At 45.3% G+C, this 25,374-nt stretch carries 25 protein-coding genes and 1 riboswitch; of the genes, 2 read left to right on the forward strand and 23 right to left on the reverse strand.

Going from position 1 to position 25,374, the window contains the following annotated elements:
• Positions 1 to 58: 58 nt before the first annotated feature.
• The 6 genes from MKX60_RS03670 to pth form a co-directional block, all read right to left on the reverse strand.
• Positions 59 to 1,741, reverse strand: coding sequence for a putative polysaccharide biosynthesis protein (locus MKX60_RS03670; protein WP_341059093.1), 1,683 nt, complete (start codon positions 1,739 to 1,741; stop codon positions 59 to 61).
• 148 nt (positions 1,742 to 1,889) lie between these two features.
• Positions 1,890 to 2,432: a stage V sporulation protein T gene (spoVT, locus tag MKX60_RS03675; RefSeq protein ID WP_076286877.1), complete on the reverse strand. Its 543-nt coding sequence runs from the start codon at positions 2,430 to 2,432 to the stop codon at positions 1,890 to 1,892.
• Between the two features lie 255 nt (positions 2,433 to 2,687).
• The gene (locus MKX60_RS03680) at positions 2,688 to 3,731 is read right to left on the reverse strand and encodes a peptidylprolyl isomerase (RefSeq protein WP_076300972.1); all 1,044 of its coding nucleotides are present in this window, start codon (positions 3,729 to 3,731) and stop codon (positions 2,688 to 2,690) included.
• Positions 3,718 to 7,242 (reverse strand): transcription-repair coupling factor, encoded by a 3,525-nt coding sequence (gene mfd, locus MKX60_RS03685; RefSeq protein ID WP_042123128.1) that lies wholly within the window; start codon positions 7,240 to 7,242, stop codon positions 3,718 to 3,720. Before mfd ends, MKX60_RS03680 begins: the two co-directional genes overlap by 14 nt.
• Before the next feature lie 131 nt (positions 7,243 to 7,373).
• On the reverse strand, positions 7,374 to 7,604 hold the full coding sequence (locus MKX60_RS03690) for an anti-sigma-F factor Fin family protein (protein ID WP_042123127.1): 231 nt from the start codon (positions 7,602 to 7,604) through the stop codon (positions 7,374 to 7,376).
• 84 nt (positions 7,605 to 7,688) lie between these two features.
• The gene (pth, locus tag MKX60_RS03695) at positions 7,689 to 8,249 is read right to left on the reverse strand and encodes an aminoacyl-tRNA hydrolase (RefSeq protein WP_042183849.1); all 561 of its coding nucleotides are present in this window, start codon (positions 8,247 to 8,249) and stop codon (positions 7,689 to 7,691) included.
• Positions 8,250 to 8,373: 124 nt separating this feature from the next.
• On the opposite strand from pth, the gene MKX60_RS03700 reads away from it, so the two are divergent.
• Positions 8,374 to 8,574, forward strand: a complete 201-nt coding sequence (locus MKX60_RS03700; protein WP_042183847.1) for a hypothetical protein — start codon at positions 8,374 to 8,376, stop codon at positions 8,572 to 8,574.
• A 116-nt stretch (positions 8,575 to 8,690) separates the two neighbouring features.
• Here the strand turns inward: MKX60_RS03700 and MKX60_RS03705 are convergent, their stop codons facing one another.
• The 13 genes from MKX60_RS03705 to MKX60_RS03765 form a co-directional block, all read right to left on the reverse strand.
• On the reverse strand, positions 8,691 to 9,644 hold the full coding sequence (locus MKX60_RS03705; protein ID WP_036678796.1) for a ribose-phosphate diphosphokinase: 954 nt from the start codon (positions 9,642 to 9,644) through the stop codon (positions 8,691 to 8,693).
• Between the two features lie 87 nt (positions 9,645 to 9,731).
• The gene (glmU, locus tag MKX60_RS03710) at positions 9,732 to 11,132 is read right to left on the reverse strand and encodes a bifunctional UDP-N-acetylglucosamine diphosphorylase/glucosamine-1-phosphate N-acetyltransferase GlmU (RefSeq protein WP_042183845.1); all 1,401 of its coding nucleotides are present in this window, start codon (positions 11,130 to 11,132) and stop codon (positions 9,732 to 9,734) included.
• Positions 11,133 to 11,404: 272 nt separating this feature from the next.
• Complete coding sequence (gene spoVG / locus MKX60_RS03715) at positions 11,405 to 11,695, reverse strand: septation regulator SpoVG (protein WP_042123119.1); 291 nt, start codon at positions 11,693 to 11,695, stop codon at positions 11,405 to 11,407.
• Positions 11,696 to 11,905: 210 nt separating this feature from the next.
• Positions 11,906 to 12,733: a pur operon repressor gene (gene purR / locus MKX60_RS03720; RefSeq protein ID WP_042183840.1), complete on the reverse strand. Its 828-nt coding sequence runs from the start codon at positions 12,731 to 12,733 to the stop codon at positions 11,906 to 11,908.
• Positions 12,734 to 12,809: 76 nt separating this feature from the next.
• Positions 12,810 to 13,664: a 4-(cytidine 5'-diphospho)-2-C-methyl-D-erythritol kinase gene (ispE, locus tag MKX60_RS03725; protein ID WP_042183839.1), complete on the reverse strand. Its 855-nt coding sequence runs from the start codon at positions 13,662 to 13,664 to the stop codon at positions 12,810 to 12,812.
• Positions 13,665 to 13,804: 140 nt separating this feature from the next.
• Positions 13,805 to 13,981 carry a small, acid-soluble spore protein, alpha/beta type gene (locus tag MKX60_RS03730; RefSeq protein WP_042183837.1) on the reverse strand — a complete coding sequence of 59 codons (177 nt, stop codon included), beginning with the start codon at positions 13,979 to 13,981 and terminating at the stop codon, positions 13,805 to 13,807.
• A gap of 182 nt (positions 13,982 to 14,163) precedes the next feature.
• Positions 14,164 to 14,439 carry a biofilm formation stimulator Veg gene (gene veg / locus MKX60_RS03735; RefSeq protein ID WP_019914493.1) on the reverse strand — a complete coding sequence of 92 codons (276 nt, stop codon included), beginning with the start codon at positions 14,437 to 14,439 and terminating at the stop codon, positions 14,164 to 14,166.
• A gap of 414 nt (positions 14,440 to 14,853) precedes the next feature.
• Positions 14,854 to 15,756 (reverse strand): sporulation peptidase YabG, encoded by a 903-nt coding sequence (yabG, locus tag MKX60_RS03740; protein ID WP_042183835.1) that lies wholly within the window; start codon positions 15,754 to 15,756, stop codon positions 14,854 to 14,856.
• A 71-nt stretch (positions 15,757 to 15,827) separates the two neighbouring features.
• Entirely contained in the window at positions 15,828 to 16,712 is an 885-nt protein-coding gene (rsmA, locus tag MKX60_RS03745; protein ID WP_341059094.1) for a 16S rRNA (adenine(1518)-N(6)/adenine(1519)-N(6))-dimethyltransferase RsmA, read from the reverse strand.
• Entirely contained in the window at positions 16,709 to 17,260 is a 552-nt protein-coding gene (rnmV, locus tag MKX60_RS03750; RefSeq protein WP_042183831.1) for a ribonuclease M5, read from the reverse strand. The genes rsmA and rnmV overlap by 4 nt, the downstream gene beginning before the upstream one ends.
• A gap of 176 nt (positions 17,261 to 17,436) precedes the next feature.
• Positions 17,437 to 18,600 (reverse strand): 3D domain-containing protein, encoded by a 1,164-nt coding sequence (locus MKX60_RS03755; RefSeq protein WP_076286881.1) that lies wholly within the window; start codon positions 18,598 to 18,600, stop codon positions 17,437 to 17,439.
• Positions 18,601 to 18,881: 281 nt separating this feature from the next.
• Positions 18,882 to 19,111: riboswitch (cyclic di-AMP (ydaO/yuaA leader) on the reverse strand.
• A 197-nt stretch (positions 19,112 to 19,308) separates the two neighbouring features.
• Positions 19,309 to 20,079, reverse strand: coding sequence for a TatD family hydrolase (locus MKX60_RS03760; RefSeq protein ID WP_042183828.1), 771 nt, complete (start codon positions 20,077 to 20,079; stop codon positions 19,309 to 19,311).
• Positions 20,080 to 20,190: 111 nt separating this feature from the next.
• Positions 20,191 to 21,474, reverse strand: a complete 1,284-nt coding sequence (locus MKX60_RS03765) for an HD domain-containing protein (RefSeq protein ID WP_076300971.1) — start codon at positions 21,472 to 21,474, stop codon at positions 20,191 to 20,193.
• A 304-nt stretch (positions 21,475 to 21,778) separates the two neighbouring features.
• On the opposite strand from MKX60_RS03765, the gene MKX60_RS03770 reads away from it, so the two are divergent.
• Positions 21,779 to 22,033, forward strand: coding sequence for an AbrB/MazE/SpoVT family DNA-binding domain-containing protein (locus MKX60_RS03770; protein ID WP_042123095.1), 255 nt, complete (start codon positions 21,779 to 21,781; stop codon positions 22,031 to 22,033).
• Positions 22,034 to 22,358: 325 nt separating this feature from the next.
• Here MKX60_RS03770 and rsmI read toward each other — a convergent pair whose 3' ends face one another.
• The 4 genes from rsmI to MKX60_RS03790 all read right to left on the reverse strand — a co-directional run bounded on the left by rsmI (position 22,359) and on the right by MKX60_RS03790 (position 25,317).
• Complete coding sequence (gene rsmI, locus MKX60_RS03775) at positions 22,359 to 23,273, reverse strand: 16S rRNA (cytidine(1402)-2'-O)-methyltransferase (protein WP_341059095.1); 915 nt, start codon at positions 23,271 to 23,273, stop codon at positions 22,359 to 22,361.
• Entirely contained in the window at positions 23,270 to 24,043 is a 774-nt protein-coding gene (locus MKX60_RS03780) for a tRNA1(Val) (adenine(37)-N6)-methyltransferase (protein ID WP_042183822.1), read from the reverse strand. The genes rsmI and MKX60_RS03780 overlap by 4 nt, the downstream gene beginning before the upstream one ends.
• A gap of 76 nt (positions 24,044 to 24,119) precedes the next feature.
• On the reverse strand, positions 24,120 to 24,485 hold the full coding sequence (gene yabA / locus MKX60_RS03785) for a DNA replication initiation control protein YabA (RefSeq protein WP_042123089.1): 366 nt from the start codon (positions 24,483 to 24,485) through the stop codon (positions 24,120 to 24,122).
• A 31-nt stretch (positions 24,486 to 24,516) separates the two neighbouring features.
• Positions 24,517 to 25,317 carry a PSP1 domain-containing protein gene (locus tag MKX60_RS03790; protein WP_042123087.1) on the reverse strand — a complete coding sequence of 267 codons (801 nt, stop codon included), beginning with the start codon at positions 25,315 to 25,317 and terminating at the stop codon, positions 24,517 to 24,519.
• Positions 25,318 to 25,374: the final 57 nt, after the last annotated feature.

A 25,374-nucleotide genomic window follows, 5' to 3' on the forward strand; every position in this document is an offset into this window, starting at 1 on the left:
CTCCTCTTAAGCGGCTGTCTCAGCAGACCGCATTTTTATATTGTGATGTAAACGTTGATTAAGGGAATAAGCGCAGCTTCTTCAGCTTGTCCGCCAGAGATGGGCCAAAGCCCGGAAGCTGGCGAAGCTCGCTCTCGCTAAGGAGCCGAAGGACTATAGCCCCTACGGCAAAGACAGCGCAGCCTGCGAGCACCCCGAGCAGGCTCTGCGCCAAGCTGGCGGTGCGTCCGCCGCCGATGCCAGCGGCCGTAGCCGCAGCGTCCACGCCCCAGCTGGTGGCTGCGGCGGCAAGAGCCAGGCCCGCTGTGAGCAGCGCGGGCCGTGCCAGGGCATCTGCGAGGCGAAGCCGCAGATGGCCCTGGCGATACAGCAGCAGCACGTTGAGCACTGCTGCGAACGAATGCGCGGCCACGCCAGCGATGGCTGCGCCGGTAATGCCCTGCTGCGGAACCAGCAGCAGGTTCAGGGCCGCCTTGAGCAGCGCGGCGGCCAAAAGGTGCAGGGCCGGGGCGCGAACGTAGCCGAGGCCCTGCAGGAGTGCAGCCGAGATGATGCTGACCGTACCGCCAACAGCGGTTAAGGCCAGCCAAGTCATAGTGCTGCTACCGGCGGTGTCGCCGTAAAGAGCCATATTAATCGGCTCAGCAAGCACTGCAAGGCCCGCTGACGCTGCCAGCCCTAGCAGCCAGAACCAACGCAGCGACAAGCTGCAACGGTTCTCGATCAGCTTCATATCTCCCTTGTACTTCGCCTCTGCTAAGGCTGGTATGAACACGACAGACAAAGAAGTGGCAATCATCGTTACAATCTGCACTAGTGGCAAACCACGATTGTATACACCAAACTGTGTCATTGCCTCCACTTCGCTTCCTAGAGAGGATAGCAAGCGAGGTACAGTGAATACATCTACAAGACCGATAAGAGGCATTGCCAGCGCGCCAAGCATCACGGGAATTCCATAAGCCAGCAAGGCCCCTGCTTTAACGCCCATAATCCGTTGATTCGAACGCCCCTCATTATCTGCATTGGGCAGCTTTAAACCCTGACTTTCGACAGAAGCAGCAGCATCTAAAGGGGCTCCTTGTCTTAACACCCGCCGATGACGTCGCAAAAATAGCAGCATAATCACAAGCCCTGCTGCCCCTCCCCCGGCTGATCCGAGCAATGCGCCAGCAGCAATGCTCTCAGCGCCTGCACCCAGTGAGGTCAGGTATAAGAGCAGTACAATCATTACTGTAACACGTACGGACTGCTCAACAATTTGTGACACAGCCGTCGGAACCATATTATGAAGACCCTGAAAATAACCCCGAAGAGCTGACATGATTGGAACAACCGCAAGTCCCCAAGCACTTGTCCGTAAAGCGGGCATCACATGCGAGTTTCCGACCCACCCAGCTATAATCGGTGCACCTGCATAGGTGATTGCTCCGATAACCAAACCGCTTATGGCTGTTATAATCGCAGATAACCGCAGAATCCGCCGACCCTCGTCATCCCGCCTTCCTGCAGAGGCTTCAGCGACAAATTTGGATATGGCCGCTGGCAGACCCAGCATCGCTACCGTCAACAACATCGTGTACAAAGGATAAACCGTGTTGTATATACCAAATACCGCATCTCCGCCTAGATTTTGCAGCGGGATTTTTTGGAGTGTACCTATAAGCTTTGAAATAATCGCTGCAGCACTTAGAATAAATGCCCCTTGCAGCAATCGTGATGTTTGTGAGTTAGATTTCATAAAGTACCTGCTTCTACAACTTTAATGGGATGAATTTCTATATTATAACGTATGTATACCCACAAGTAGAAACGGTTTTGTAAGAACGACAAAACCCCGTTTGCCCTTTGTATATCTTACCAAAAGGAAAGCGGGGTCTACATTACGGTTATTGCTCCATTTGCTTGCCAAGGAATGCGGCGGCGGTTTCGGCCATTTTCACTTCCATTGACGACATTTTCACTGAATCATCCTTACTTACCATCACTACACAACCAATAGGATCTCCACCGGAAATGATCGGTGAGGCTACATATGAGGACACCAAATCCGGATGATCTTTAGCGATTTCATAACTGCCTTCGTTGGTTTCCAGTACAGTCTTACGACTATCCATGACCTTCTCCAAAAGAATTCCTACTTGTTTTTCCAAATAGTCTTTCTTGGAGCCACCAGCCAGTGCAATAAAGGTATCACGATCAGCAATCATCGTAATATGCCCAGTACCTTCGAATAATGACTCCGCGTACTCTTTTGCAAAGTCACCAAGCTCGCCAATCGGGGAATATTTCTTGAGTATGACTTCACCGTCCCGATCGACGAAAATTTCCAGTGGGTCGCCTTCTCTAATCCGTAGAGTACGTCTAATTTCTTTGGGAATAACCACTCGTCCGAGATCATCAATACGCCGAACAATTCCAGTAGCTTTCATTTCACATGTGCCCCGCTTTCTTAAGAAGTATGGTCTTACTACTGTCCATTATGGGAAAGGATAATCCCAGTGATTTATCGTAATATCTGACCATAGTATTCATCTCTTCCCAGATCCTTATACATAAGCTGACATGTATTAATATCTGCATCAAGATAAAGGCCGTTCTGAAGATGTTTCTTCGAAATAAAAAGCCATCTTCACATTAAGTGAGGATGGCTTTTCTAAGGTAAGCTTGTCCATTTTTACCGATGTTTATTCAGCAGCTTTTGTAGCACTTGGGGATGCGCTTGGCGCTGTAGTGGCTTCTGTTCCGCTATTTTTTGTTCCGGACTCATCTGCGGCAGCAGAGCTCTTCGGCAGATTGATGCTCTCAATAATGCCTTCAAGATCTTTCTCCATGAACGCTTCTAGGTTCTTGGACACAATGGAGCTCTTAATGCCTTCTTTTTGTTCATCCGTTAACTGATCAAAGGTTTTGTCGGTACGGGACTCCACCTTGATGATGTGGTAACCATAAGAAGTCTCTACAGGATCACTAATGGTATTCAAAGGCAAGGTTTGAGCAGCCTTCTTAAACTCATCTACATACGTTCCCACAGCTTTATCTTTATATTCTCCGCCTGTTTCCTTAGAGGCTGTATCGTCAGTGTATTCCTTAGCGATTGCCGCAAAATCAGCTCCGCCGTCCAGCTTTGCCTTAACTTCCTTCGCGATTTTCAGCGCTTCTTCGCTAGTGCGCTCTTTGTTGTTAGCATCGGTCAGACCGATTAACACATGACGCAAATTTGCTACGGTAAAGTCACCTTTTGTAGCTTCAAATTCTTTGACAACCTGATCGTCTGTCACTTTAAGCAGCATATCCTGATAAACCGTCAGCACACGCTCCATATAACTATGGATATCGCCCTCTGTAACGTCAGCGTCTTTAAGTGTTTTCTTATAAGTGTCGCCCAGAGCTTTCTTCAAGTCAGCGATTTGGCTATCAGCCTCTTTCTTCGCCTGCTTCTTCGCTTCATCCGTTGCTTTGGAAGCCAAATATTCAAAGCCTACTTCCTGCTTCAAAATAGATTCCTTAAACGCCTCAATCTCTAAATATTGCGCTTGCTGCGGGGAGAGGAATTTCATGATTTTTTGATCCATAGCAAATTCCTTCTCTGTGATTGTTCCACCTTTATAAGTCGCAACTGCCTTGCTATCATCAGCACTACTACCGCATGCTGCTAGCATAGAAAAGGAAACCGCTGCTACCAATGAAACGAGCAGTACTTTCCATGATTTTTTTTTATTTAACGACATTGTGTAGTTCTCCCTTCGATTTAAAAGACTGTTTAGCTTCCTTAAGAAACTGTTCAAGCAAGTCAAGCAGCTGTTTATCACTTAAGTCTTTCGACTTTACTCGGATACTGGCTTTAGCATCTCTATCGAATTGTACACGTCTTTCGAAGCTATTTCCAACTTTGGCGAGTTTCGCCGTATCCAGAGCACCAAGACTTCCCTCATAGAAATTCAGGGTAACATCATCACCACGTCTGATCATGGAATCAATGCCATACATTTTTCCATACACTTTCAGACGAGCCACAGTTAATAGATTAACAACTGCTTCAGGCAGTTCTCCGAACCGATCCAAGAGCTCATCCTCAAGCTCAGAAGCATCATCGAAGGATGTTACTGCCGCAACTTTTTTGTAGATTTCAATTTTCTGGATACTGTCGTAAATATACTCGGATGGCAGATAAGCGTCAATCGACAAATCAATGACGGTATTGCCCTCTTTGAGCGAGGTGTCTTCCTCTCCAAGCACAGTAACCTTACGCTTGCGGATCTCCTCCGCCAGCATTTGTGAGTATAGATCAAATCCCACGGATGCAATAAAGCCATGCTGTTCTGCACCAAGTAAGTTACCGGCACCACGAATAGATAAATCCCGCATCGCTATTTTGAAACCAGAACCCAGTTCCGTAAATTCCTTAATAGATTGCAGCCGCTTCTCTGCCACTTCAGTCAGAACCTTGTCCCGCTGGTAGGTAAAATAGGCGTACGCAATCCGGTTGGACCGGCCTACACGTCCACGTAATTGATAGAGCTGGGACAAACCCATCTTATCCGCATCATGCACAATAAGTGTATTTACATTAGGAATATCTACACCCGTCTCAATAATACTTGTGCTGACCAGCACATCGTATTCTCCATCAAGAAAATCAAGGATCGTCTTCTCTAGCTCCGCTTCCGACATTTGGCCATGTCCGATGCCTACCCTAGCCTCAGGAACAAGCATAGAAATTTGAGCGGCCATTTCTTGAATGCCCTGCACACGATTATAGAGATAGTAGACTTGACCGCCACGAGCCAATTCACGCTCTACAGCTTCCCTCGTAAGCGTCTGACTATGCTCAACAACATAAGTCTGCACGGGGAAACGGTTCTCCGGCGGCGTCTCAATGACAGATAAATCACGCACTCCCAGCATCGACATATGCAATGTACGAGGAATTGGAGTTGCTGTCAGGGTAAGAACATCTACATTCGTTTTTAACTTCTTCAGCTTCTCTTTATGAGTCACGCCAAACCGCTGTTCCTCATCCACGATCAATAAACCTAAGTCCTTAAATACAAGGTCCTGAGACAACAAACGGTGGGTACCAATAACCACGTCAACCGTTCCTGCCCGAACGCCTTTAATCGTCTCATTCTGCTCCTTACGGCTGCGGAAACGACTTAGGACTTGAATATTTAGCGGATAATTTGCAAAGCGTTCCCGGAAGGTCTCATAATGCTGCTGAGCTAGAATCGTTGTCGGTACCAGCACAGCCACCTGTTTACCTTCAATCGCTGATTTAAAGGCTGCTCGTATAGCTACCTCCGTCTTACCATATCCAACGTCTCCACAAAGAAGCCGATCCATTGGACGATTCTGTTCCATATCCTTCTTAATCTCTTCAATCGCTCGAAGCTGATCCCGAGTCTCCTCGTAAGGAAACATTTCTTCAAATTCACGCTGTTCCTGTGTGTCTTTCTCAAAACCATACCCTGCTGCACTTTGGCGTTCAGCGTACAGTTTGATTAGATCATCAGCAATATCCTGAACGGAAGAGCGGACCTTATTCGTCACCCGCGTCCATTCATTACCGCCTAATTTATATACTTTCGGCTCTTTATCTTCTGAACCGACATATTTCTGAATCAAGTCAATTTGCTCAATCGGAACCGAGAGCTTATCGCCACCCGCATATAAAATATGCATATAGTCGCGATGAATACCGCTGACCTCCAGCGTGCCGATCCCCATATACTTACCGATACCATGGTTCTGGTGAACGACATAATCACCAATTTTCAGCTCAGTATAACTCTTGATCCGTTCAGCATTATCTATCCCTTTGGAGATCTTCCGTGCCTTCCGCTGCTTCTGAGAGAACATCTCTCCTTCAGTGATAACGGCTAAATGAATAGAAGGCAGCTCAAAGCCTGAACCCAGGTTTCCTTGTACGATCGTTGGCTCATCAATGCCGTAGTCGTAAAGGACTCTGCGCACACGTTCAATCCGTTCTTCACTGCTCGCAAGCATCATTACCTTTACACCAGACTTCTGCCAACGCTCCATTTCCGATTTAAGCACATTCATCTGACCATGGAAATCCTGCATCCCACGACTAATAAACCCAAGTATGTTCTGTGGTTGAATGTGTGGGACCTGGCGCAAAAAGATCGACATAAACAGGCTTTGGAACGGACGTTTGTACATCACAACATCTGTCTCAACAGAGAGATCCAGATCCGGCAATGTTTTGCCGTTTTGCATCAGATGGAGGTTCCATTCCGATTCATCTCTTTCGAGCTGTTTCGCCGTTTCAAGCAGTCTTGTCGGCTCATCGAGAATAAGAATCGTATCCTGGGCCATGTAATCAAATAAATGAGAGCGTTCAGGGTATAAAAGACTGATATATTTATAGATTTCAGGAAAATAGGTTCCTTCGCGCAGCATTTCTAGCTCGCGTCCAATTTCTTCTTTTAGACGCAACTTAGCCTGCCGATCCGCCATTTTCTCAAGCTGTCGTTCCAGCATAACAGATGCTTCAGCAGAAGCAGATTCCTGGCGAAACCTGCTCGCTATAATCTCTTTAGCCGGTGTAATCTTCACACTTCGTACTTTATCAATAGAACGCTGATCAACTGGATCAAAAGTTCTGATCGAATCAACCTCATCATCAAATAACTCAACACGATATGCCAAAGGAGAAGTCATTGGATAAAAATCAATAATTCCACCTCTTACACTCAGTTCACCGCGATTCTCAACCCGCTCTACTCTTTCATAACCCATTTCGATCATGGACATCAAGAATTCATCCAGAGCAAGCGTTCCATCCTGAGAAACCGTAACCTGTGCCTCTGCCATAACCTCTGGTGCAGGGAGCAGTCTGCGCACTCCCGAGTAGGGAACTACAACAATACCACGGAAGCCCTGGGCACATTTGGTCAGTACATCAATACGCTGGGCTAATGTCTCTGGACTTGAGACAGCCGCTTCCGCAGCCACAAGTTCATTAGCAGGATAGAGCAGAACTCGTTCCGGGGAAAGCGCTTCCTGTAAATCATCGGCCATTTTCTGAGCCGAAAACATATTATGAGTCACCACAAGCAAGGGACGAGCTGTCTCTTCATGCAGTGCTGCAAGCATGATCTGTCTAGCTGAACCTGTAAGCCCCGATATGAGCTGCTCTTTCATACCTGCAGCTACACCCTGGGTGATAGACTGGAAATCGGGATCCTTGGAAAAAGCTTCTATAATACCTTGTAACAACAGGCGCACCTCTCTTACTAAACAGGCTAACGGAAGCCAAAGCCACCGTCACCTATTATGATTGGAATCGAAAAGAAGCCTCAGCTGTAACGCCAAGGCTTGCGGATGACGATAGAGACAGGCGCTATCACCTACTGAAGCGGACTCGTCAGCAAGCTAAGCTCCGGATTATGCTCTAAAGCCTCCTTGCAATAGTCGCAAGTCACCTTTACCGTGATCTCACCTTCTGAATTATACGCTATTATATCTCTGCGCTCCGCAGGGGTCAAGGAATGAAGGCCCAACTGCATTTCTGTAACATCACTTCTATTAATGCTGCCTAGAGATGTCTTGCAGTGCCTACATACATAGTTTATTGCCATCTATATGCCTCCTGAAGGTACTATATACCTTCAGTATGTCCGGGGAGCATCATCTTTAGCCTCATAACCAACAGAGTTTACAGATCAACCATTGAATTTAGCCATCGTCTGTTCGAATGAATTCTGTAAGCTGAACTCCAGTGCATCACAAGTATTAAGGATCATCTGCTTCAGAGGATCGCCTTCCTTTTTAGGAAAAGAAGAGAGAACATAATCCACTATTGCAAAACCCGGTTCAGGGCGAGAAATACCCATGCGTACCCGATTAAAGCTTTGTGTACCTACATGCTGAATGATCGATTTAATTCCGTTATGCCCACCAGCACTACCTTGATAACGCAAGCGAATTTTTCCGATTTCGGTATCCAGATCATCGTAGACGACGATCATATCTTCTAGTTTAACTTTGTAATAATCCATATAAGCGCGAACGGCCTCACCGGACAAATTCATAAAGGTCATCGGTTTAATCAATACGGTTTTGACTCCCCCGATAACCCCTTCACCGATCACGGATTTACATTTGCTTTGGTTGAAGGAAATCCCGTTCTGAGCCGCAAGCTCATCCAATGCCATAAAACCAACATTATGCCTTGTTTTCGCATATTGTGTTCCCGGATTTCCCAATCCGACAATCCATTTCATTATCGAACCTTTCCTTTCCATCGGGCTCTCCGGCAAGAGAAGTCCGTTTTTGGTACAATAGATCTTATCTACATATCTCTGTGCAACCAGAGCGAAATTATACTCCGAAGACAGGTGATAACCTATGCTACATCAAAGTGGAATCTTAACACATCAGCGCGATTTTCAGTACCATATCCAATATGCTGTGCCTGTGGAAATATACAGAGGCGACGTGCACATTGACATTGGTGTATTGACAGCAGTGGACGAAGGATTCGTGGAGCTGCAAGGGACACTCTATAACCGCAGCATATTCACCTTCGTCTCCCGCGCCGGGTATTGAAGCCAGCGCTTCTACCTGCATCACGCCGATAAGGGTTACATCTCCGAGAGCGGAGGTGTAACCCTTTTGTACAATATAAGAATGTATAAGTTTCACGCTATACATTATCCTTATATTTATTCAATCTCAAACAATTTACTAATCGACAACTCTTCATGAACGCGGATAATTGCCTCACCCATAAGTGGAGCCACGGACAACACTTTTAGTTTAGAAGTTGGGTTCGCGCTGCGAATTGGAATCGTATCTGTCACGATAATCTCTTTAATTGGAGAATTCTCCAGACGTTCATGTGCAGGACCAGACAATACTGGGTGTGTACAGCAAGCGTATACTTCCTTCACGCCGCCTTCCATCAAAGCATTAGCACCAAGTACAATGGTTCCAGCAGTATCGATAATATCATCGATCAGAATGGCTGTTTTACCTTCAATATTACCGATAATGTTCATGACTTCGCTGACATTCGGCTCTGGACGACGCTTGTCTATAATTGCAAGCGGAGCGTTCAGGAAATCAGCAAGCTTTCTTGCACGTACTACACCGCCGTGATCTGGCGATACGACAACTGGGTTCTCGATTTGTTTGGAACGGAAATACTGAGCCAGTATGGGAACTCCCAGCAAGTGATCCACTGGAATATCAAAGAATCCCTGAATCTGCATAGCATGGAGGTCCATCGTAATTACACGGTGGGCGCCGGCTTTTTCAATCAAATTTGCTACCAGCTTGGCCGTAATAGGGTCACGGGAACGAGCTTTCCGATCTTGACGAGCGTAACCATAGTAAGGGATAACCACATTGATGCTTTTTGCGGAGGCGCGTTTGAGTGCATCCACCATAACTAAAAGCTCCATTAGGTTGTCATTAACCGGGCCGCAGGTGGATTGAACAATATACACATGACAACCCCGAACGCTCTCTGACAGCTTGACCTGAATTTCTCCATCGCTAAAACTTGTAGTATGCGATTCACCCATCGGAATTCCGATGTAATCAGCGATTTGACTAGCAAGCTTTGGGTTGGAGTTACAGGTGAAAATCTTTAATTTGGAATCACAATAAGTCATAAAATTTAAACCCTCCGTGACGGAATTTAGCTTTCCAAAGGCGCCGGCGCGGAAATGTAAGTCCGTCCGGCGCTTCTTAGCAACGCTTTACGATGGACTCGAGTGGTCTTTCTTCGCTTTTGCACGGGAACGGATCTTCTCTGCATATCCCGGTTTATTCTCCTGCCGCACTCTGGCAACAGCCAGATCGTTCTCTGAAACGGAACGCGTAATTGTCGAACCAGCTACAACAAAAGCCCCCTTGCCCACAGAAACCGGTGCAATAAGGTTAACGTTACTGCCGATAAAGGCATCGTCTTCAATTGTTGTCGTAAATTTATTATACCCGTCGTAGTTAACAGTAATCGCACCGCAACCGACGTTTACATTCTTACCCACAGATGCGTCGCCAATATAGCTAAGATGTGACACCTTAGAACCGTCACCAATCGTAGCATTCTTGATCTCGACGAAATCTCCAACCTTCACTTCTTCTCCAAGTATAGAACCTGGACGCAAATAGGCAAAAGGCCCAACGGTAGTCCGTGCGCCAACTTGTGCTTGATTCAATACGGACTGCTTAATCGTCGCGTCGTCCATGATCTGACAATCTTCGATTTCACTTGCCGGTCCGATCACACAGTTCTCACCGATTACAGTTTTACCCTTCAAGATGGTTCCTGGATAGATCGTTGTATCCGACCCAATGACTACATCTGCTCCGATATATGTGGAGGCAGGATCGATTATGGTTACGCCACCCAGCATATGTTTGCGGTTGATACGTTGACGCATAATACCTTCCGCATCAGATAAAGCTAAACGGTCATTAACACCAATAGACTCGTTAGCATCCTCAGTCTGGAATGCTAGAACAAGATCACCTTGCTCACGCAGAATACTGATAACATCTGTCAAATAATATTCCTGTTGATTATTGCTGTTAGTAACCTTCTCTAAAGCCGAAAATAACTTGATGTTATCAAAGCAATAAATTCCTGTGTTGATTTCATGAATAGCTGCCTGTTCGGCATTACAATCTTTCTGTTCTACGATCTTCATTAAGCCGCCATCTTCACTACGTATAATCCGTCCTAATCCAGATGGATCATCCATTACTGCGGTTAATACAGTCGCTGCCGCCTGACGCTCCTCATGCAGAGCCATCAATCCTATCAGCGTCTCCGATGTAATAAGCGGAGTGTCACCATAAGCAACAATCGTCGTTCCTTCTTCACCACCGAGCAAATCCTTAGCTTGTTTGACAGCGTGACCAGTACCGAGCTGAGTTTCCTGCAGCACGTATTCCGCACTTTGCCCTACATAGGCCTTAACCTTCTCTGCGCCATGCCCAACAACAACAACGGTGCGCTGGCATCCGGTCGCTTCTACTGTATCAAGCACGTGCCCTACCATTGGCTTACCGCAAACGGGGTGCAGCACCTTATATAATTTAGATTTCATTCGCTTGCCTTGACCTGCGGCAAGAACTACAGCCATTCTTTTCAAGAATGCCAACCTCCTACTCTTGAACTCACTACTGAATATATCTCATTCCGGGCAAAAAGAAAAGAGAACCATGAAGTCATGGTTCTCTTTTCTATAAACCCCATGTTAGAAAAGCATTTATCGCTGCCTTTCGAAGATGTCGTCAAATCCTTCACTAGCACTAGCTTTTCTTGCAAGATCAAGCTGCTTAAGTCATGAAGTATATTCGGTATGATCTTATCAAAAACGGCGGATCCTACGCCACCCAAAAGGTAGCCGTCTTCCGAGGCAGCCTAAGCTCCCTCTTCAATAACTTCTTCTTCTTCTTCAGTAGCGGCGCGATCGTACTCGGCCAGAACCGCGGATTGAATCTTCTCGCGTGTTCCCGAAGAGATCGGGTGAGCGATATCGCGGAATTCGCCATCCGGTGTACGCTTGCTGGGCATTGCAACAAACATCCCGTTATTACCATCGATGACGCGAATGTCATGAACAACAAACTCGTTATCGATTGTAATGGATGCGATTGCTTTCATTCTCCCCTCAGAGTTAACGCGGCGGAGTCTGACATCCGTAATTTGCATGTGTGTGTTCACCACCTTTTTCCATCAGAGACTTGGTGTATAATTCCACACAGCAAAGCGAATTCCTTCTTTTTGATTCCATAAAATACCTAAAAAAGAAATATATTTTTTAGGATCTGTTGTTTTCGACACGCATCGGGTGATTTTCTTAATATCCCTTACGTTTTCGACAATTTCCACGCTTTTTGAAAACAAAGAAACGCCAATCTATCAAGAGGAAAAGTAGTTACCCGGATGCGCGGAAATCCGCCGCTCTTTCGAGTCTACCTCGCTTAGTTTCACTAAAGAAACATAGTCATGCAACAGACGCTCTTCCGTCTCTACTGCGCCTGATTCGACCAACACACCCACTCCAGCAACTTCGGCATTGAACTCACCGAGTAAATCAACCATCCCTCGAACGGTTCCGCCTGCCTTCATGAAGTCATCTACAATGAGTACCCGTGATTTCTCCTTGAGTGCTCGTCTAGAAAGAGACATGGTGTGTATGCTCTTATGTGATCCAGATACATAATTAATGCTTACTGCTGAGCCTTCTGTAACCTGATGATCACGTCGTACCAGCACTACTGGCAAGCCGAGCTGTGCTGCCGTTGCATAGGCTAGCGGAATCCCTTTAGTTTCTACTGTCATCACCACATCGATTTCCGATCCATAAAAGGCCGTTGCGATGATCTTCCCTGCTTGCTCCATCAAAGATGGCAGTCCAAGCAGGTCCGACATATACAAATAACCACCAGGCAATATCCGATCTGTCTGTTCCAGCTGCACACATAAACGTTTAACAAAAGAGAGCGCCATTTCTTTAGGCATCACAGGAATATAACGTACTCCACCTGCTGCACCGGCTAAGGTCTGAAGCTCTCCAATGCCCTCACCTTCAAATACTTCTTTTATGATCGCCAAATCTTCACTGATGGAGGACTTAGCCGCTCCATACCGATCGGCAAATATAGACAGCGGCAGTAGGTCATGTGGCCGCTCAAGTAAAAACTGAGTCATGTCTACCAAACGTTGGCTTCTTTTTAATTTCTTCACGGAATGCTCCTCGCCAAAACCGAATATTTTATGAAAAATATATCACTTTTGTACGGGTTTACACAAGAGAAGCATACTAATTGAGTGATCTCACTGCATAGACTTCCTTGCAGAACCCTCGCAGTCCATTATAAATTCTTGCTACTTTAGACTGCTTGGACACTAAACCGAACACTGTAGGACCGCTGCCGGACATTAACACTCCGTCTGCTCCGAGCTTAACCATCGCCTCTTTGAGCTGCTGGACCTCTGGATGCAGCTTTAGGGTAACATCCTCAAGCACATTGCCCAGATGATTACACACGCCCCCAAAATCTCCAGCTTCGATCGCGTCCTGCATCTTTCGAGCCGAAGGATGAACAGCTATATTATTGCTCCGCACACGTCCGTATACTTCCGCAGTCGATACATTGATAGGTGGCTTAGCTAATACTACCCAGCATTGCGGAGGGTTCTTAATCGGCGTCAGCTTCTCGCCACGACCTGTTGCCAAGGCAGTGCCACCTGTAACGCAGAAAGGCACATCTGAGCCAAGCTCAGCGCCAAGCTCCTGCAGCTCCTGCGCAGGTATACCTAGGCGCCACAGTCGGTTCAGACCACGTAGGGTAGCCGCTGCATCACTGCTGCCGCCAGCCAGGCCAGCTGCCACCGGTATTCTTTTATCCAGATGGATATGTACACCACTCTTCACGTTATAACGCTCTTTAATAAGCCTAGCCGCTTGAAAGGCCAGGTTCTTCTCATCTAGGGGAATATAACCCGCTTGACTTGATATTATAATAGTATCCCTTGGCAGCTCAGACAGCTCTAAACGGTCTGCTAGATCTACCATGGTCATAATCATTTCCACCTCATGAAAACCGTCAGCACGCTTGTGCAGCACATCCAGCATCAAATTAATTTTAGCCGGTGCCTTCTCATACATTTTCAAGGCGTTCACCCACCTTCAGCTTTTCCCGTAAAAACAACTTAACATATTATATGAAAAACTTCTAATGAAGTCCAATAATAAAAGGGTGTCGCCAGTTAGACGCACCCTTTTTCGTTAAATAATTGTTCACACGCTAAAGATTAAGATTTCCGGGCAGCCTCTTCAGCGAGCTGAATCGCTCTTTTCACCATATTACCTGCATCCTTCGCCCGTATTCCTCCCCAGCCTTCACGTTCCACAGTTTCGTAAAAACCAAGCTCCTTGGCTAACTCTGTCTTTAGTTCTTCCGACATCATGCCTCGTTTTCTGCGGCTCATTACGGAATTCCTCCCTTATGAAAGAAAATGATAAACCGATTGCTCAATTAGTATGCTTGCTTAGAACAAGGATCATTCACTGAATATTAACGCAAAAAAAAAGAAACAGTCGTCCTTTATGAAGGACAACCGTTTCTGATACAAATAAAAAACAGCCTCCAAAGGAAGCTGCCCGTGAAACATTAAGCTTTAATATACATAATCCGCATCTGCCCATCGTCTTCACATACTGTGATTTCCACAGATTCAGTAAGAATATCGGCATAGCTATAGGAGACTCGCTTGAATGTTTGCTGCTCCTGATCCAGTTTGACAATAAATACAGAAGGGTACGTTTCTTCCAGGACACCGGTGCGTTCTACGGTTTTACGACGACCTCCGTTTGCACGCAACGTGATCTTATGACCGACGTGAGCTTCGAGACTGCGTTTGATTTCCAACAGCGCGTTATTAGCCATTGCCTGACGACCACCTCTTTTCTTGTCCATTATACAACTTCCCCAGGTGTTTGTCAAAGCAAATAAATAATTATAGATGATGAATATTTGGTTGTCAACGGAATTTTTTTGCGGGGAATCAGAGGCGAACTAATAGCCTTGTTATCTGTAATAGGTTTACCACAAAGCAAGAAAAATAACATTGTCGATCTTTAAAGATAACTACCATTTCACACAAGCATAATCGCCTTTGGCGTCGTCCCTATAAGGACGGTTAGCGTATATGCGGGAAATATAAGGATAATGTATAGCGTGAAACTTATACTTTCTTATATAAAAAAAGGGTTAAGCTCATCGCTCACCCTTTCTTCGCGTTACTCTATTCGGCCACTCCAAATTACCTATTAGCTTTGAAAATAGACCTGTACCTGTCGATTAAATTGCGGAAGGTGTCACTTTTAGTGCTGACAGGTTCTGCAGACGCGGCATCCCAATACGGAAGCTGCCACGGGTCTCAATACCGCCGATTCCCTGATTACCACTAATGGTGTTGTTCAAAACCTCACTCAGATTCACCGTATCCCTAATGGGCGTGAACGACGATTTTGCCGCTACATAAACTGGGTCTAGGGCATGGATCAATATCCGTCCAGGAGAACTGGCGAAATTCGCCCCTGCCCCCAGCAGTGCTTCAAAATGTGACTGACAAGCACCTGCAACAATCGTCAACGCATCAAAATTTCGCTCATAATCCCTAGCTACCCTAATAGCAGCTACGAAGTTTTGCGAATTTTTATAGCTGCTCAGACTGTGAAGATCGTAAGTATGCTGTTGCTTCAGCACCCCGTCATGACCGGTAATCACCACAATATCTGGACGCACGCGGGGCAGCAGCCGGTATAAAGTGTCAGCCATTGCGGACTCATGAACATGATGACCTTCAGCAGGGATCCGCAATTGCTCGTATAAGCTAAGGCTCTTATTCAAATACGCTGGATCGCCATCCAGATGCAGTACTTTCCCCGGTACTTCAAAATAAGCAGCTTCCTTGGGCGATGGAGCCCATGCTCCTTCTGATAGAGCGCTCCCGCTCCGCTGACTTTGCTCCTGTCGGTCTTTCCGCAGCTGTGTCAGTGATTCATTCGCTTTAATCTGTGCCTGCTGTCCTCGTTCCGTAATTCGGGTAGGAGGCACTTGAACCAAGTCATTCAGAGGAGAATCCGCCAACAGACGGAAATCTGTGCCTTTAATGACGGCTCTGTCCTGCACAATATGATCTACACGAAAAGTCAAATCTCCGCCATAAGATTTACGAACGACCAAGTCTCCTAAATTCATTACAACCACCACCTCTACCCCATCGTATGGGCAAAGGCCTCAGTTGGTTCATAACTAGCTATGTTTTTAGCTTATTCAATTCCAGCAGCTAACAGAACACCGCTCAATCGGGCGTATTCTTCTAGACTTAACGTTTCTCCACGACGGGTTGGTTCAATACCAGCTTCTACGAGTAAAGCCTCCAGACGCTCACGTCCCTCTTCAGGGAAGTAACGAGCCTTGAGATTGTTAGCAATCGTCTTGCGACGCTGTGTGAAAGAAGCTTGGACGACCTCAAAGAAGTGCTTCTCACTCTCAACCTCTACCGGTGGACGCTCTCTTACCTTTAGACGGATTACAGCGGACTCCACATTAGGTTGAGGAATGAACACCGTACGCGGCACAATACAGACGAGCTCAGGCTCGCTGTAGTACTGCACGGCAATGCTAAGGCTCCCGTATTCCTTTCCTCCCGGAGAAGCGGCCATACGCTCCGCAACCTCTTTCTGAATCATTACAACGATGTTATCAAGCGGAAGCTTCTCTTCGAGCAGCTTCATCAGAATCGGAGTAGTTACATAATACGGCAGATTGGCAACTACGCTTACCTTGTTCACGGATGCAAAATCTTCTTTGAACAGCTCCTGCAGATTTACATTCAGAACATCATCATTACGAACCTTTACATGCGGATAAGGGGAAAGTACGTCCCTTAAAATAGGAATCAGCCTACGGTCGATCTCCACAGCAGTCACCGCACCAGCGGTTAGCGCCAAACGCTCCGTCAGGGCACCAATCCCAGGACCGATTTCCAATGCCCCTGATTCACTATCTAGCCCAGCAGCGTCAACAATCTTGTCCAATATATTTTGATCAATCAAAAAATTCTGTCCTAAGCTCTTCTTGAACTTGAATCCATAACGTTGAATAATTTCTTTCGTCCGTTTTGGAGTCGAAATTTCCTCTCTACCACTCATGAAGTAATGCCCCCCTGATCAATTTGGGCGAGAGCTCCGGCAAATTCCTCCCGCGTAATTCCAAACATCGCCAGCCGCTTGTACAGCTGCTTGCCATTACAATATCCGATTCCAAGCAAATTACCAAGTGCCATACGTCTTTCAGCTGCCCGAGGATGTACAAGCATTCCAGCGGCCATTAGATCATCAAGTCCAATTAAAGCAGGTGCACCTTCAAAAGAGGTATGTACATTCCGCAGCGCATGACGAATCGCCTCTGGAGAAGCGTTCTCCACACCAATATCTCCCTTGCGGGTTGCGTCCTTCTCCGGAATGAAGGCATGCTTGCAGCCCGGCACCTTTGCGGACACAATCTTACGAATTCGTTCACCCGCGTGATCCGGGTCAGTAAGGATAATTACTCCTCTACGCTCCATAGCAAGCGCGATCTTCGCAATTACGGTCCGGTCTACAGCCGAGCCCCCTGTTTCGATCGTATCTGCTTCTACAGCACGTTTAACAGCGACGGTATCACTCTTACCTTCAACGACAATTAATTCCTTAATCATATCTCTTGACTCCTTCCAAAAAAAGCAAAAAAGAAGAGGTTTCGCTCCTCTTCTTTTGGTTAAAGAATGTATAAGTGATGAGCGGTTGCTCTGCGATCAACGAAATGATCATCTGGCGTTCCTTAACGGTTATCATCACTATAGCTTATCAAAGAATAATTTGCAAAAGCTTCAGCCTAGTTTAACTCCGGCTTCACAGGTCCAATCACATAAACGGTACGTGATTTACGACCGAAATTACGGACATGGCTCAGTGAATCGTAATAGACATCTACTTTATTGCCTTTAATGGCACCGCCAGTATCTTCTGCTCGGCGGAATCCAAGCCCCTCGATATATACCCACCAGCCAATAGGGATTACATTCGGGTCTACCGCAATTGTACGACCTTCCGTTACGCGTGTTCCGGAGGCAGTTTTGGTACCAATACCTGGCTCTTCTGATGAATAAGCTGTCATGGAGACGTTCTTAATCATCTTCTTGTACTCAAAGTCTACGCCAGCCTTGCTTGTGACGTTATTAGTCTTGGCGCTAACCTTAGCCGTTTTTGAAGTGGTGTTTGATTTGGAAGTTGTTGTAGTCTTAGCTACAGCCGGCTTAGGAAGTGCTTTGGTACCAACGGCAATAATCTTATCTTTCGTTACCGTTTGTACTTCCTTACCAATCATGCGCATAGAGGCCAGTTCTCCGTCTTGGTAGATCTTTTCAATATGCTGAATCATGACGCCTGGTTTGCCTGCCTGTGCCACTCTAACTGTTCCCACAGTAAGGGAGGGGTCTGCTGTCTTGATGACTCTGAAGGGTAAGTTAGTTGATCGCTGTACAGTCTGTTTGTTGATGCGAACAATCTTAACCTCCATGTTTGCAGAAATGGTGGTGTCTAACGAAGGGAAAATCTTATCATGACCTTCTAGGGTAATGCCCATTTTCTCAATTGCTTTACCAATTGTGTCTTCGGTCGTATATAACGTTTTTGTTGCTCCATCCGCAGTAAGACTAATTTTCTGCGCACGATTGATAACGACACGGTCACCGTCTTTTATTTCATCACTCAGTCCTAAAGATAGTTCATCATGCGGCTGCAGCGAAATTTGCTCTTTCTCCAACACATCACCAAGAAGCGCTTCTCGCGTTTCAAGCGTCTGTGTTTGCCCGTCTATTACTAAAAATAATTGTTTGTTACTTTGACCGTGTACGTACAGCAGAATAAGTAGCGCGATAGCGACTGAAATCACGCCTGCAAGTAAAAGTACGCGAGTATTTACTTGCTCCCACCGTAATGCGAAAGACCTGCTGGATGACTGCGAATCATGGGATACTTCTGGTTGGAATACGCCCATTCTCTCCATCCTCCTTACATAGCCCCGTCGTCAATTGTATATCATGAGGACTGAATTCCTTTGACGAAACTATTTGAGATTGTCACAGGACACGCACGTAATAACTTAGCGTCTCCTGCTCATGGATCGCCTGCTCGGCACAGCTACTCCCACCTCTGTTATATAACAGTATGTGGGCAACATTCTATTTATTCAAAAATAAAAAAGCCTAAAAAGAGTTCAACTGAGGACTCTTTCGTGGCTTCTCCAATATCAGAATAGAGAATGCTTGTGCACGAGGTTGCCTCTCTTACTTGCGCTTACGGGGTTAGCTGTCGGGTTCGGACGAAAGAGAGACGCCCTATTTCAGGTCACCCGCTCATGGCGGTTGCCCTTAAATTCACCCCAAAGACCACGTGAAGAAATCAAATACTGTCCTACGGCACGTCTAAACCGTATTTAAAATACAGGCATGCGGCAGGTCAATATTGGTTCCCCCGTTCTCCATACGGAGACTCAGCGAGACGATCCATGAATCAATGGCTGTCACTATAACACAGCTCACATCACTGAAAAGATGATATCCTGTTTTGATGCATGTTGTAAAGGACGATTCAACCACGTTTACGCAAAAATATGGTTAAAATATTGTAATATTCAGCCGTTTTTATATTAAAAAAGTTTAATATATCGGCCATTCTCTATTTTTCGCCTGTTTTGCTCCCGTTTTCACTCAATCCCAAATCGTTCCAGTGCGTTCGCATACGTTATTTTAGCCAATTCTTCCCATGTTAACCCTTTAATTTCAGCTGCTGCCTCTGCTACAAGCTTCACATGAGCGCTCTCATTTCGCTTCCCGCGGAAGGGGTGTGGAGTCAAATATGGAGCATCGGTTTCGATCAATAATCGGTCTAGTGGGGTCTGCGCAAGCACTTCTTTTGGCACTCTTGCATTTTTGAACGTAATGGGTCCTCCAAAGGATAAATGAAAACCAAGATTCAAGCACATTTTAGCTGTTTCCCAGCTTCCTGAGAACGAGTGCATCACGCCTCCAACCTCATTTGCTTTTTCCTCCCGTAAAATCCGTACAACATCCTCATGGGCATCACGATCATGAATACAAATCGGCATATTTAGTTCACGGGCTAGTCCAATTTGCTTGCGAAAAACTTCATGTTGCACATCCTTGGGAGAAGTATCCCAGTAATAATCCAGTCCGATTTCACCAATAGCCACTACTTTTTTATGACTGCATAGAGAAGCAATCCAATCGAGATCTCCTTCTTTCATATCAATTGCATCCTGAGGATGCCAACCCACTGCCGCATAAATATAATCATAAGATTCCGCCAGCTTCATCGTTGAGGGAATCGTCTCCCGATTAAATCCGATATTAATCATCTTGCTAACTCCTGCTTCTACAGCACGAGCGATAACTTCTTCGCGATCCTCGTCGAATTGAGGTGCATCCAGATGCGTATGTGTGTCAAACAGAAACATTTTAACCCTCACTCCTTGTTCTTTTTTAAATATAAGACAATATAAGTTTCAAGCTATCCGTTATATCTTATATTTCTACTCTTCTTGTCAAAAATCCCATATTTTCTTGTATTATTTTGCAAAAATCTCTGCAATAGAAGCAGGCAATCGCGTAAGCGCATTTCTCAACTTATCCTGAGGAAAATAAAGATGATATCTTCCACGGTGAATGCCGCTAATAGAACGCACAATATCCGACACCTCTGAAATTTCCCGCAGATGATCATGCCGATCAAGCAGCAGAATTTGTTTATTGTCAAAAGCTTCTCCCGGACGGAACACATCATAGGGCAGATCTGTCGGAAAATCAATCTCCAAATCATATTCTGGGTGAAGTCCCGCTGCCGCAAAACTGCTGCGAATTTCAGAAATCATATCTGTATCGAGATTCTCCACCTCAACATATTTATACAGTTTACGATGAATAAAACGGGTACACAAGTCACTTAGTAGCTCATCTTTCTCAAGTGTCCACTGCATAAAAGCCGTCTGTACCAGTGCTTCATCTAGCATTAAATATTGCTTCACTGTCACCTCACCACGGAACAAATCCTCCAGCGGATTAATCATGAAACTAAAATTGTACCCCTCTTGGAAAAGCTCCTTGGCTCTACGGAAAATTTGTCGCAAAATAATCTCTGAGCTACGTGTCACCGGATGAAAATAGACTTGCCAGTACATTTGATAACGCGACATTAAATAATCTTCAATGGCATGCATTCCCGATTCTTTTACAACAATTCGACCATTATAAGGACGCAGCATTCTTAAAATCCGATCAATGTCGATCGTCCCATAGTTTACACCTGTATAGTACGCATCACGCAGCAAATAATCCATGCGATCAGCATCTAGTGGACTGGAAACCAGATTTACAACAATTTCGTGCTCATAAGTTTTAGCGATTACAGAGGCTACTTTACGAGGAAAATCCTCCTCCACATCACGCAAGATCTCAGTAATCTCTGTGTCCTCCAGAATAATTCGACAAGTCCAATCCTCATGATTCATTTCAAAAGCTTCTTCTATAGAATGGGAAAATGGACCATGTCCCAGATCATGCAGCAAGGCCGCACACAAGGTGAGCAGACTTTCTTCAGGAATCCAATCCTTATACCCGCTTCGTTCAAATTGCGAAATAATTCTACGTGTAATTTCGTAAACCCCTAGGGAATGAGAAAATCGACTATGCTCTGCGCCATGAAAAGTAAGATACGAGGTACCCAGCTGGCGAATTCGGCGTAAACGCTGAAATTCCTTTGTATTTATTAGTCGCCAAATAATAGTATCCTGCACGTGGATATAATTGTGAACCGGATCTTTGAAAACCTTTTCTTCTGTGAGCGGCTGCTTCATGAGATCAACTCCTTTATTAAATTTAATATGATTTTAACCAATATAAGTATATAATAAGTAATTATGTCGTACTTTGTCGAATAGTGACGTTTTTAGTCTTGGTAAATCGACAAAGTTTATTTTTTCACTTTTTTTAGAATTCGTGATTGTTATAGGGAATTCAAAGTTTTCGTGAAAAAGCACTTATTTAACAGATGAAAAAAGGTTGACTGTTTTGGGAATCGTTGGTATTATAAATATCATAAAACAGTGAACAATGTCGAATAATGACGTTTTTGGAACATTGAGAGGAGTAACGATTGTTATGATGAAATCAACAGGAATTGTAAGAAAAGTAGACGAACTTGGACGGGTAGTTATTCCCATTGAATTGCGCCGTACTCTTGGCATTGGTGAAAAAGACGCACTTGAAATTTACGTTGATGGTGAGCGCATTATGCTTAAGAAATATGAGCCTGCCTGCATTTTCTGCGGCAACGCTGAGAACGTAACTTACTTCAAAGGAAAAATAGTTTGTCATGAATGCATTTCTACTATCCCTACCCCTGTGACAAACTAAAATAATTAGTATATAATAGAACTAATCAAATTGTTAATTCTAACCTTTTCATATCTCCTTGACCTCCCGTGACCGCGGGAGGTATTTTTTTTCTGCAATCACCTGTGTTTCCCGCCCCAAAAGGTGTCTATAAGGATTTACTCCCCCATGACACCTAATAATGATGGGTAATGCGGTGAGAGCATGAAGTAAAACGAGTTTTCACCATGATCTGGTCTATCTTGGGCTTCCTTTTGGGAACCACCTTCAGGCTAGAATCTCGTCAGCTTCGTAATACCCCTCCGCACCTGGTTAACCTCTTAGAATTAGAATCCGTCAATGACACTTACTGCTGCTCCGCTTTATCCAGAAGTGCGTTATAAATATCCCGCTTTGACACACCACGATCAGAGGCTGCTTTTTTCATAGCTTCTTTACGCGGCATATCTCCTGCTTCGTAATGAGCAACATGTTCTTCAATACTTAGCTGGCGCCACCAAGCCGATTCCGCCATATCAGCATCTTCCTTGCTCTCGCCTTCAACGACAATGACATACTCACCAAGCGGTGGATGTTCAACGAGCCAATCCGTACATTCCTCGATCGTCCCACGTAGGAACTCCTCATATCTCTTCGTCAGTTCACGAGCAAGCACAATTCGCCGATTACCAAATGCTTCATGGAGATGAGCCAGTGTCTTCACCACGCGATGTGGAGATTCGTAGAACAGTATAGTCCCTTGCGCCGAACGAAGTGGACTTAATACCGCACGGATATCTTTACGTTCTCGAGGTAAGAAGCCGATAAAAGTGAACGTAGTCGTAGGCAGACCAGAGGCAATTAATGCTGACAAAGCTGCGTTAGCTCCGGGTATAGGAATTACTGGTATACCGTGACTTATGGCAAGGGCTACAAGGTCTGCACCAGGGTCGGAAATGGCTGGAAAACCGGCATCGCTGACGAGTGCCAAATTTTTTCCTTCTATTATATAGCGGATAAGTTCAGGTCCACTGGCAGCCTTATTATGCTCATGATAACTGAACAACATAGAGGGTGTAATTTCAAAATGGCTCAACAATTTCCGAGTTTGTCTTGTATCTTCAGCTGCAATAATATCGCATTCCTGCAATGTGCGGACAGCACGATAAGTCATATCCTCTAAATTACCGATGGGTGTTGCCACCAAAAAGAGTGAACCGGTTGATTCCTGCTTATGTGTATTGTTATTGTTCTGAAAGCTGCTTTGGCATGATATTGTCATGATTTACCCTCTTTAGCACCATAGTAGATGTCCATAATTTCTGGACAGTATTGATTGTCCTCATTATATACAATGAGTGGTGGATGTAAACGAACCTCCGGCTTACCATCACGTATCGCTTCAATTAATACCATATTAGCTTCCAGATGCGCACGTGGATGTACAAAGCGAATAATCTTAGGCTCGAGCCTATATTTTCTCATAAGACTAATAATATCGACCAATCGTTGTGGCTTGTGAACCATACTTACCTTTCCACCGGTGCGAACCAGTCTCACACAGGCTTGAATGACCTCCTCCAGCGTACACCCGATTTCATGACGAGCCATAGCCTGATGAGTGTTCAGCTTGAGGTCACTGCCGTTAAGCGGCATATAAGGAGGATTGACTGTTATTGCATCATATACGCCATGCCCTGCAACTTTATATAACTCACGTAAATCGCCTTCATGGATCACAACCTGATCCTGTAGCCCATTTAGAGCCACGCTACGCCGAGCCATATCCGCTAAACGGGGCTGAATTTCAATCCCTTCTATAGAAGCTTTAGTTCGGGTCGTCATCAAAATAGGAATTACACCATTTCCAGTACAAAGATCCAGGACTCTCCCACGAGGCGGAACGCTGGCGAAACGCGCAAGCAGTACAGCATCCATAGAAAAGCTAAATACTTCGTCACTTTGAATAATTCGCAAGTCATGCGTTAATAAATCATCCACCCGCTCCGTCGGCAACAAAGGAACAGATATATCGTTAAAAGAATTTGTCATGTAGTAATCTCCTAAATGTTTTGTTGAGCTAAATTCAAAAAAAACCGTAGGATCAATCTCCTACGGCTGGATATCCTCATTTATTAAGAAAAGAAAGACAGAACAGACAATCACCTTCCGTGCGTAAATGTCCAAAATAAACATTACAGATGTGAAAGCCTTCATGGTAAAGCCGGGCCAAGTTGTCATAACCTTCCCCAACAACCTCTTCTGTTCCCTCTCCGGCAGCTAAAAGAGCTTCCGCCTCCGCAGAATCTACGGTAGGATCCAAAGGTGCATCCCGCTTTAAAATTTTGCGAAGCTGTTCATTCTCCAGAGTTAACCTCTGATTAGCTTCCATCAGTTCTTTTACCGTCTGTTTCCATTCTCCAAGATTGGCGCGCATCGTTTCCATCTGTGCTTCCATATCCTGCATGTGTGCAAATATATTTTTCTTCTCCAAGTTTCCACCCCGAAAGTAACCTTATAATGGTTTACTTGACGACAACATCATCCATTGGAAGTTCCTTAACTTTGCCCACTTCAAACAACTGTACATGAACCGTACGGCTTCCGGCATTAAGTCCTACTACTTTGCCATCACCCAATGAGGTCACGACAATCTTGCCGACCGCTGGCATTTCTTCCTTTACACTCTCATAATTGTCATGCTCAAATTTCAAACAACACATCAGACGTCCACAAAGTCCTGAAATCTTCGTCGGATTAAGTGACAGGTTCTGATCCTTCGCCATTTTAATGGATACGGGTTCAAAATCCCCTAACCAAGATGAACAACAAAGTACTCGCCCACAAGGTCCAAGTCCACCTAGCATTTTAGCCTCATCACGCACCCCAATTTGCCGTAGCTCAATGCGGGTCCGGAAAATACTTGCTAGATCTTTAACCAATTCTCTAAAGTCGACCCGTCCTTCGGCCGTAAAGTAAAATATAATCTTATTACGGTCAAAAGTAAACTCTACATCGACGAGCTTCATTTTGAGACCATGGTCGCGTATTTTATTTAAACAGGTGGTAAAAGCCTCTTTAGCGGCCCCTTTGTTCTCTTCAACTACGCGTGCGTCGGTTTCTCCGGCAATACGCATCACTTTTTTGAGGGGCAAAACTACATCGGATTCTTCCACCTCTTTTTTGCCTACGACAACTTTACCGTATTCAACCCCACGTGCTGTCTCCACAATAACATATTGATCCCGTTCAATCGGAAAATCAAGTGGATCGAAATAATATATTTTACCCGCTTTTTTAAAACGGACACCTACTACGCTGTACAAAAATTAACCCCCTTGTTTGCCGGTAAAAGGAACCTATGGGCATGTCCGCTCCCTGAT

Source organism: Paenibacillus sp. FSL R5-0914 (genome assembly GCF_038004525.1).
GTDB lineage: Bacteria > Bacillota > Bacilli > Paenibacillales > Paenibacillaceae > Paenibacillus_AQ.

What these genes read in the sequence shown, in the direction of transcription:
- spoVG (WP_042123119.1), bottom strand. Translation starts at nt 11,695, where the DNA reads ATGCAAATTACGGATGTCAGACTCCGCCGCGTTAACTCTGAGGGGAGA.
- MKX60_RS03730 (WP_042183837.1), bottom strand. Translation starts at nt 13,981, where the DNA reads ATGAGCCGCAGAAAACGAGGCATGATGTCGGAAGAACTAAAGACAGAG.
- MKX60_RS03700 (WP_042183847.1), top strand. Translation starts at nt 8,374, where the DNA reads ATGCTACATCAAAGTGGAATCTTAACACATCAGCGCGATTTTCAGTAC.
- spoVT (WP_076286877.1), bottom strand. Translation starts at nt 2,432, where the DNA reads ATGAAAGCTACTGGAATTGTTCGGCGTATTGATGATCTCGGACGAGTG.
- pth (WP_042183849.1), bottom strand. Translation starts at nt 8,249, where the DNA reads ATGAAATGGATTGTCGGATTGGGAAATCCGGGAACACAATATGCGAAA.
- MKX60_RS03690 (WP_042123127.1), bottom strand. Translation starts at nt 7,604, where the DNA reads ATGGCAATAAACTATGTATGTAGGCACTGCAAGACATCTCTAGGCAGC.
- MKX60_RS03705 (WP_036678796.1), bottom strand. Translation starts at nt 9,644, where the DNA reads ATGACTTATTGTGATTCCAAATTAAAGATTTTCACCTGTAACTCCAAC.
- MKX60_RS03680 (WP_076300972.1), bottom strand. Translation starts at nt 3,731, where the DNA reads ATGTCGTTAAATAAAAAAAAATCATGGAAAGTACTGCTCGTTTCATTG.
- MKX60_RS03765 (WP_076300971.1), bottom strand. Translation starts at nt 21,474, where the DNA reads ATGAAGCAGCCGCTCACAGAAGAAAAGGTTTTCAAAGATCCGGTTCAC.
- MKX60_RS03760 (WP_042183828.1), bottom strand. Translation starts at nt 20,079, where the DNA reads ATGTTTCTGTTTGACACACATACGCATCTGGATGCACCTCAATTCGAC.
- MKX60_RS03755 (WP_076286881.1), bottom strand. Translation starts at nt 18,600, where the DNA reads ATGGGCGTATTCCAACCAGAAGTATCCCATGATTCGCAGTCATCCAGC.
- rnmV (WP_042183831.1), bottom strand. Translation starts at nt 17,260, where the DNA reads ATGATTAAGGAATTAATTGTCGTTGAAGGTAAGAGTGATACCGTCGCT.
- yabG (WP_042183835.1), bottom strand. Translation starts at nt 15,756, where the DNA reads ATGAATTTAGGAGACTTGGTCGTTCGTAAATCTTATGGCGGAGATTTG.
- rsmI (WP_341059095.1), bottom strand. Translation starts at nt 23,273, where the DNA reads ATGACAATATCATGCCAAAGCAGCTTTCAGAACAATAACAATACACAT.
- MKX60_RS03780 (WP_042183822.1), bottom strand. Translation starts at nt 24,043, where the DNA reads ATGACAAATTCTTTTAACGATATATCTGTTCCTTTGTTGCCGACGGAG.
- MKX60_RS03770 (WP_042123095.1), top strand. Translation starts at nt 21,779, where the DNA reads ATGATGAAATCAACAGGAATTGTAAGAAAAGTAGACGAACTTGGACGG.
- veg (WP_019914493.1), bottom strand. Translation starts at nt 14,439, where the DNA reads ATGGCTAATAACGCGCTGTTGGAAATCAAACGCAGTCTCGAAGCTCAC.
- rsmA (WP_341059094.1), bottom strand. Translation starts at nt 16,712, where the DNA reads ATGAGTGGTAGAGAGGAAATTTCGACTCCAAAACGGACGAAAGAAATT.
- MKX60_RS03670 (WP_341059093.1), bottom strand. Translation starts at nt 1,741, where the DNA reads ATGAAATCTAACTCACAAACATCACGATTGCTGCAAGGGGCATTTATT.